This is a genomic window from Lysinibacillus sp. FJAT-14745 (genome assembly GCF_001275675.1).
Classification (GTDB): Bacteria; Bacillota; Bacilli; order Bacillales_A; family Planococcaceae; genus Lysinibacillus.
In genome coordinates this window covers 430120-437973 of the sequence record NZ_LITM01000002.1, presented here as the reverse complement: position 1 = coordinate 437973, position 7854 = coordinate 430120, and the positions used below count along the sequence as shown (strand labels likewise).

Here is a 7854-nt window from a genome sequence, read left to right as displayed (position 1 = left end):
AGTAAAGAAAACATTCCCTCTTAGCATGGGGATCAAACAAATCAAGTGAGGGGTATTCCTCCGTAGGTAGAGCTACCGGCCTTCGTTAAAACTTATTGCCAACACAACATCGGTTGTGTAAATAAGAAAGTCTTATGGAACAGAAGATAAATCAAAGATGTTGTACACAGGACATGGCAACACCATCTGTGGAGAGCTTTGTAACGCTTCTCTTAAGTACATAAGAACCCCACTGCTTTAGTTGTGGGAGTAGTCAGATGTGACAGGGAGAGTTTCTTCTTGAACACACGGAGCGTTGCTAAATATAAAATAAACAGAGTGAGTGCACATGCATCACTCTGTTTGTTTGTATAGAGTAGATTTAAACTAATTAATGTATAGCTTTTTCATGGTCATGTTTTTTAATAAAGCGTAATACATGAAGTTGCTCTAATTGCGCAACAAAGTTACCAATTAGAATAAAGCTTCCACCTATTAATACTTTTATCGTTATTCCTTCTCCTATAAACATCATGGCAAACATCGCTGCAAAAATTGGTTCTAAGGAAAATATTAGTCCTGTATGTGTAGCAGAAGTGAACTGTTGTGCAACAGTTTGACCTACGAAGCAAAATGCACTACAAATGACACCGAGTCCTAGAATAGCAATCCAAGAAGTCGTTGAATTTGGAAGGGTTGGTGTTTCGAAAATTAATGTTAATACGAGTGCATAAAGTCCAGCAAAACCAAGCTGGTAAATGCCATAGGAAATTGATTCAACGCTCCGTGTAAATGTACTGTTTAACAGTAAGTAAATCGAATAACATAGTGCAGCAATGGCTACTAGAATATCTCCTTTTTGAAAGGTAAGTGAGCCATGAGCAGTTAACACTGTAATCCCGATCATTGTGCAAACAATCGCAAAGCTAACTGCTCTTGAAGGTAGTTTTTTTTCAATAAAACTGCTGAAAATAGGTACTAAGACAACTGTTAGACTTAAAATAAATCCAGCATTTGATACCGATGTTGTTTCTAGTCCAAATAAGCTTAGAACGAACACAATGAATAGTAGAAACCCTTGAATAGCTGCATATTTTAAAGTTTTAGCATTGACCTTAATCATGCGTTTATAAAAGATGATACCTGCTGCGAAAAATGCGATGATACAACGCAATGCCACCACATTATAAACCGCCAATGTTTCAAGCCCCATGACCATAAAGGTATAAGATAATCCCCAAAACATTGTCACTATAACCATTAATAAATTTGCTTTTCCTTGGACACTCATTATGTTCACCTACATTCTGTGTACTAAAACAGTTTTCATACTAAAATTTACTATATATCTTGTATTGTGATTAGTAAAACGAATGTTTATAATGATTAGTATTAAAAAAATTCATGTATATAGAGGACGAGCCAATGAGTTTAGTCAAATATGAGATTTTGAATAAAGTGGCTGAGGTAGCTAGCTTTACAAAAGCAGCAGATGCATTAGGATTAACCCAATCTGCTGTAAGTCATGCTGTTTCAAGCTTAGAAAAGGAGTTCGGCTTTGCACTCATTCACAGAAGTCGTGCAGGTGTCACGTTAACGAGTGAAGGAGATACAATGCTAAGGGCAATGAGACATGTCCTCGATGCAGAGGAACTGTTAGAGCAAGAAGCAGCACATATACTTGGTGTTACTCGAGGAAAAGTGCGAATTGGTGTAATTTCAAGTATTTCTTCCAACTGGATGCCAGAAATTATTCGTATTATGGACAATCAATTTCCTGGTATTCAAGTTGAATTGCGTGAGGGAGATTATTATGAAATTGAACAATGGCTATTAAGTGGAGAGGTTGATGCAGGATTTTTAAATGGTCAAAAATCTAAGCAATTTCGTTATACTGAACTACAGCAGGATCCATTGCTGTGTATTGTCTCAGATAAAAGTCCGCTATATGATAAAGCAGAAATTGATATTGTTGAACTAGAAGATTTGCCATTTATCATGACTTCGTATAAAGGGACAAATGATGTGAAAGTACTGTTAGAGCAATATCACGTGAAGCCAAATATTCGTTTTGAATTATCGGAAGAGGTAGGGATTATTTCGATGATTTCTCACCAGCTTGGAATTAGTATTTTACCGAAATTAGTGATAAATAACTTGCCACCTACGATAAAAGCCATACCTTTAAAACAAGGTGGCTATCGCACAATTGGATTAGCTATGAAACACCAAGCATCACCAGTAACGAAGAAATTTGCGGAGATATTAAGCTCCTGGTTAAAAGAACAAAATATGAACTGATTTTTTGAGGAGAGCAACATGCTCTATAAAAACAACATTGAAGCATCACATAACATTACGTTAAAATAGTATTTGTATATTTTTCTTCATTCAGCAAAATGTTTTTGTAACGAAAGCAAAGCGACAGTTACAGAAGATTCCCACCTCTAAAGGTGGTGAGATGAATGCAATTTTGATTATTTTTTCAGTGGGTGTCCAAACACCTACTGAAATAGAGGAAGTCAGTCTAAGAACGTCACGTCCTGTAGCAACGAATGAGTGACTAACATCATGTTAGTCAGCGGCAAATGTTTTCTGTAGCGAAAGCAAAGCGACAGCTACAATTACGCCAAGGTGAAATTGATTAGAAAAAGGTGAATGTATGGGGACATTACGAGGTAAGACCGTACTCATTACAAGTGGGGGAACACTTGAAAAATGGGATCGTGTGCGTGGGCATACGAATTTATCGAAAGGGTCGATGGGCTGTTATTTAGCTGAAGCGGCACTAGAAGCTGGGGCAAACGTATTGTATATGCATGGTTATTTCGCACAGCTTCCGACGAATAAAGATAAAATGCGTACCATTCGATTTGAAGGCATAGAAGATTTAGGCGAGAAAGTTAGACATGCTGTTCAGGAAGAACAGGTGGATATCGTTATTATGGCAGCTGCAGGTTCTGATTGGCTCATTGACAAAGTATATGACCAATCGGGGAACTTAATGGAGGAAACAGGTAAAATGCCATCTGACGAGCCACCTATCATTCACTTTAAAAAGGCACCTAAAGTTTTAGGTCAAATAAAAGGATGGCAGCCGAAAGTTACTTTAGTGGGCTTTAAACTTGAGGCAACAGATGATGAGGAATTTTTACTGTCCCGTGCACGTCTACGAATGGAATCGGCCAACGCTCAGTTTATGGTAGCTAATAGCTCACAGTCTTTATATGGTGGGGATGAACCACATTGGATTGTACCGGCTCAAGGCGAACCGATAAAGATTATAGGCAAGCAAAAGACAGCGAAAGCATTAATGGATGTTTTATAAAATGATTAAAACAAAAACGGTGTAGAGGCAAATATTTCTGCACAGTTTTTGTTTTTTTGTACGATGAAGACAATGGTGATAATAACAAAAATATTAACTAAACATACTTCCTTTTTCTTGATTACTTAGTATTCAGCTAGGTTTTATAATATTAATATTGACAATAGTTTTTCAGAATTATAGTGTTTGGAGGCCACAGAAATTATTTCATTGTGGACATTTTTTTGTTTAGGTACTGCTGAGCAGGCTATTCTTTATACTGAATTTGAAGGGGCTTTCCATTGGAATACTCATAGAATTTCAGCAACTAAACTTAGTATTTCGATAAAGGGCTGGAAAATACGACAAAAAACAGGATGATTACGATGAATCACCCTGTTTTTGCGTAAATTTCCCTTGCAATAGCCTATTCATAAAAGCTTTTTGGGATTTCACCAATATGTCTGCGATGATACAGTAAGGGTTCCTTCTGTGAATCATCAATTTCTAGGACCTGCCCAATAAATATCGTATGATCTCCAGCATCAATTTGCTGAGATATTTTGCATTGCAGAATGGCTGCAGTATCATGCAACACTGGTAGACCTAAAGCAGAAGTTGACCAGTTAGCCTGGGCGAAACGATCTGGAATTTTACTTGAAAATAGCGTACATAAGTGCTCTTGATTGCTCGCTAAAATATTAACAGCAAACTTTTGAGTTGCTGTAAAATATGGATGCAGCTGTGATTTTTTATCGAGCGACCATAAAATAAGGAGTGGATCTATGGAAACGGACGTAAAGGAATTGACAGTTAAGCCAATAGGTTCATTTACGTCATTACATGCAGTGACAACCGTAACGCCTGTTGGATAATTACCTAATGCTAGTTTAAAAGCAGCAACTTTGTCTGTCATTCTGATCACCTCTTCATTGATTTACGGAAATGAAAAATCTTTTTTGATAAACCATCAGCATATAAAAATCATTTCGTTGCCGAGCGTTGTAAAATAGATATTATAAAATATAGTAAACTTCTTAGTAATTATAATATTCTAAATCTTATTTTAAACCAACAAAACTAACAGGTAAAGTATATAATAGAGAAAAAAGGGGGTTTAGTCATGACTTTATATTTTGACCATCTAGTTCATCAAGTTCAATCTCCAGAGAATACAAAGGTTTTCTTAAATAAACGTAATATCCATACAGTTAACGGTGGTCAACATACAATGTGGGGGACATACAATACGTTAAGCTATTTTGGATTAAACTATATTGAGCAAATAGCAATTTATGATCGTAATTTGTTTGAAAATGCAGTGAAATTGCCTTATTCCCTACATTATACGTTTAAGCGTGCTAACGAGCACTATGGTTTTTCAAGAATTGCATTACGTACAAAAAAAATTGAGGAAGAGGCACAACGTTTACGTGCACTTGGCTTTGATGTATACGGACCTGATGCTTGTAGTCGTACAAGACCAGATGGCTCTGTAGTAGAATGGAAGCTATTGCATTTTGGGAAGCCAGAGCAGGCAATTGATTTTCCATTTTTGATTGAGTGGACTGATACAGATGAGGAACGTATTGCGCAATTAAAAACGAATGGAGCTATTGATACGAATCAATCAATATCGATGGAATCTGTACAATTTTATGTGAAAGATGTGCAAGCTACTGTGAATTTGTGGAGGGAAGTATTACAACTACCAGAGCCTGAACAACAAGAACAGTTTATTTCCTTACAGTTACCAAATATACGCCTCGATTTTTATGACGAAGTCGCGGCAGCTACAATGACACTAGGTCATGTAAATGAAGGGCCGTTTGGGGTCACACTTACGGATACTGACAGAACGAAGGAAACGCTAGTTTTTCCTGGAGCTTTTTATTGGATCAATCGGTGAAGTTATCGTATTTAGAAGATAAAGCAACGCTAATACAATTAAGAGCATTTGAAAAAAAGGAGCCGTTCATCCAACGAACAGCTCCCTTATGATTAAGATTTCACAACATTTGACGCCTGTGGTCCTCGATTACCTTCCACTACATCAAATGATACCTTTTGACCTTCTTCAAGTGTACGGAAGCCTTCCTCTTGGATTCCCGTAAAATGTACAAATACATCTTCTCCATCATCACATTCAATAAAGCCATAACCTTTTTCATTATTGAACCACTTTACGATTCCCTGTTGCATAAGCATTCGCCTCCCATGCGCTTGAAATGTAGAATTATATCAATTAAGTCGTGACGTAATTGAGAAAATGTGAAAAAATGCATTTTCATTAAGAACATACATGAATTGAGCAAAGTTGTCAATTGATTGTCGAAATGCTTGTATAACTAACTAAGATTTATTTCACAATAAAGTCTATAATGGATTTATTAATATTGAAAGTAGGATGCCAAATGACAACGGAAAATCAACCTTTAACAGATCTAGAAATCGCTAGTCAAGCGGTTATGAAGCCTATTACAGAAATAGCGAAAGCTGCAGGTATTCCAGAGGATGCTATTGAGCAGTATGGTCGCTACAAAGCAAAAATCGATCCATTAAAAATAACAGCACATGGTGAGGACGCAAAAGTTGTATTAGTTACAGCCATTAGTCCAACTCCAGCAGGTGAAGGGAAATCAACTGTAACGGTTGGCCTTGCTGATGCACTTCATCAATTGAATAAAAATGTTGTTGTGGCTTTACGTGAGCCATCACTCGGCCCTGTGATGGGTGTGAAAGGTGGAGCAACAGGTGGTGGATATGCACAGGTTGTTCCGATGGAGGATATTAACTTGCATTTTACTGGTGACCTTCACGCAATTACGACTGCAAATAATGCATTATCAGCCTTTATTGATAATCATATCCACCAAGGGAATGCTTTAAACATTGACCCACGCCGTATTATTTGGAAGCGTGTAATGGATTTAAATGATCGCGCCCTTCGTAAAGTTGTTGTGGGTCTCGGTGGTCCTGTTCAAGGGATGCCACGTGAGGACGGCTTTGACATTACTGTTGCATCAGAAATTATGGCAGTGTTCTGTTTAGCTACAAGTATTGAAGATTTGCGTGAACGTTTAGCAAATATCGTGATCGGTTATACATTTGAGCGTGAGCCAGTATTTGTGCGTGATCTTCAAGTGGAAGGGGCCTTAACATTATTATTAAAAGATGCCTTCAAACCAAACTTAGTGCAAACACTTGAGGGGACACCTGCCATTATTCATGGTGGGCCATTTGCCAACATCGCACACGGCTGTAACTCGATTATGGCGACACAAACTGCACGTAAATTAGCTGATATTGTTGTAACTGAAGCGGGCTTTGGTTCGGATTTAGGCGCTGAAAAATTCATGAACATTAAAGCGCGTAAAGCTGGCTTTAAGCCAAGTGCTGTAGTGATTGTGGCAACGATTCGTGCATTGAAAATGCATGGCGGTGTAGCGAAAACAGAATTAGTAGGCGAAAATGTAGAGGCACTTTTACAAGGAATTGAAAACCTAGAGAAGCATGTCGAGACGATTCGTACATTTGGTGTGGAGCCGATTATTGCTCTTAATCGCTTTATTACAGATACAGAGGCTGAACTTGCTGCCGTATTAAATTGGTGTCAAGAAAAGCATGTACGCATTGCTCGTACGAACGTCTGGGAGGAAGGCGGAAAAGGTGGTCTAGGCTTAGCTGAACAAGTGCTAGCTGTTCTTAATGAAGAAAACAATTTCTCACCTTTATATGATGTAACTGAATCTATTGAGGAAAAAGTACGTACAATTGTGCAAAAAGTTTATGGTGGGAAAGATGTGCAATTTACCGATCAAGCGAAAAAGCAAATCGCCCAAATTGAAAAATTCGGCTGGGATGTACTACCGATTTGTATGGCTAAAACACAATACTCATTATCGGATCAGCCGAAACTGTTAGGACGTCCAGAAGGCTTTACAATCACTATTCGCGAAGTCATTCCAAAGCTGGGTGCAGGCTTCCTAGTTTGCTTAACTGGGGATATTATGACAATGCCAGGTTTACCAAAAGCACCTGCTGCTTTGCGTATGGATGTTGATAGTGAAGGACATGCGGTAGGATTGTTCTAGAGTGAAAGAAATACAAAAGAATATATAAATGTAAAAGCTGCTCCTTTAAGTTATAAAGGGCAGCTTTTTTAACTTCTTTTTGCAAATGTCCAAACATCCGCTGAAAGAAGTTAAGTCTCATGCGGATCTCACTGAATGATGCCGAGGCGCCGTGGCATAATAGTTTCTGTAAAAAGGGGGAGAAAATTAATAGCCTCCATATTCAATAAGGAGAAAACTAGCTAACCATAAAAAAATTGCAATTCGAATGATTATATACATTGTATATTCAAAAAAAGAAAGTTTTCTTTCACGCTTTAATTTTTTTAAAAGTCTCACAGAAAAAATTGAACATAGGAGAAGGAAAGCTATAGATAGTTGATATCACACGTGTTGATTAACCAAAATTATACAGTCGCTGAATGATTTATGTCCCAATGAAACATCAGGATTTCTTTCATCCTGATTCGCCATTCTAGAGGCAGGGCAGCGCAA

General features: G+C 37.7%; 7 protein-coding genes. 4 read left to right on the top strand and 3 right to left on the bottom strand.

The window, feature by feature from the left end:
• Positions 1-370: 370 nt before the first annotated feature.
• Positions 371-1270, bottom strand: a complete 900-nt coding sequence (locus AMS59_RS03545) for a DMT family transporter (RefSeq protein ID WP_053482378.1) — start codon at positions 1268-1270, stop codon at positions 371-373.
• Positions 1271-1404: 134 nt separating this feature from the next.
• Between AMS59_RS03545 and AMS59_RS03540 the strand changes: the two genes are divergently transcribed.
• Both AMS59_RS03540 and AMS59_RS03535 read left to right on the top strand, forming a co-directional pair.
• Positions 1405-2280, top strand: a complete 876-nt coding sequence (locus tag AMS59_RS03540) for a LysR family transcriptional regulator (protein WP_053482377.1) — start codon at positions 1405-1407, stop codon at positions 2278-2280.
• A 361-nt stretch (positions 2281-2641) separates the two neighbouring features.
• On the top strand, positions 2642-3307 hold the full coding sequence (locus AMS59_RS03535) for a phosphopantothenoylcysteine decarboxylase (RefSeq protein ID WP_053482376.1): 666 nt from the start codon (positions 2642-2644) through the stop codon (positions 3305-3307).
• Positions 3308-3713: 406 nt separating this feature from the next.
• On the opposite strand, the gene AMS59_RS03530 is transcribed toward AMS59_RS03535, so the two are convergent.
• The gene (locus tag AMS59_RS03530) at positions 3714-4202 is read right to left on the bottom strand and encodes a flavin reductase family protein (RefSeq protein ID WP_053482375.1); all 489 of its coding nucleotides are present in this window, start codon (positions 4200-4202) and stop codon (positions 3714-3716) included.
• Between the two features lie 207 nt (positions 4203-4409).
• Between AMS59_RS03530 and AMS59_RS03525 the strand changes: the two genes are divergently transcribed.
• Entirely contained in the window at positions 4410-5195 is a 786-nt protein-coding gene (locus AMS59_RS03525) for a VOC family protein (RefSeq protein ID WP_053482374.1), read from the top strand.
• A 92-nt stretch (positions 5196-5287) separates the two neighbouring features.
• Here AMS59_RS03525 and AMS59_RS03520 read toward each other — a convergent pair whose 3' ends face one another.
• Positions 5288-5488, bottom strand: coding sequence for a cold-shock protein (locus AMS59_RS03520; RefSeq protein ID WP_053482373.1), 201 nt, complete (start codon positions 5486-5488; stop codon positions 5288-5290).
• A gap of 212 nt (positions 5489-5700) precedes the next feature.
• Between AMS59_RS03520 and AMS59_RS03515 the strand changes: the two genes are divergently transcribed.
• Positions 5701-7380 (top strand): formate--tetrahydrofolate ligase, encoded by a 1680-nt coding sequence (locus AMS59_RS03515; protein ID WP_053482372.1) that lies wholly within the window; start codon positions 5701-5703, stop codon positions 7378-7380.
• The last annotated feature ends 474 nt before the right edge of the window (positions 7381-7854 follow it).

Coding starts and splice junctions, on each gene's coding strand:
- AMS59_RS03530 (WP_053482375.1), bottom strand. CDS start 4,202: ATGACAGACAAAGTTGCTGCTTTTAAACTAGCATTAGGTAATTATCCA.
- AMS59_RS03525 (WP_053482374.1), top strand. CDS start 4,410: ATGACTTTATATTTTGACCATCTAGTTCATCAAGTTCAATCTCCAGAG.
- AMS59_RS03535 (WP_053482376.1), top strand. CDS start 2,642: ATGGGGACATTACGAGGTAAGACCGTACTCATTACAAGTGGGGGAACA.
- AMS59_RS03545 (WP_053482378.1), bottom strand. CDS start 1,270: ATGAGTGTCCAAGGAAAAGCAAATTTATTAATGGTTATAGTGACAATG.
- AMS59_RS03520 (WP_053482373.1), bottom strand. CDS start 5,488: ATGCAACAGGGAATCGTAAAGTGGTTCAATAATGAAAAAGGTTATGGC.
- AMS59_RS03515 (WP_053482372.1), top strand. CDS start 5,701: ATGACAACGGAAAATCAACCTTTAACAGATCTAGAAATCGCTAGTCAA.
- AMS59_RS03540 (WP_053482377.1), top strand. CDS start 1,405: ATGAGTTTAGTCAAATATGAGATTTTGAATAAAGTGGCTGAGGTAGCT.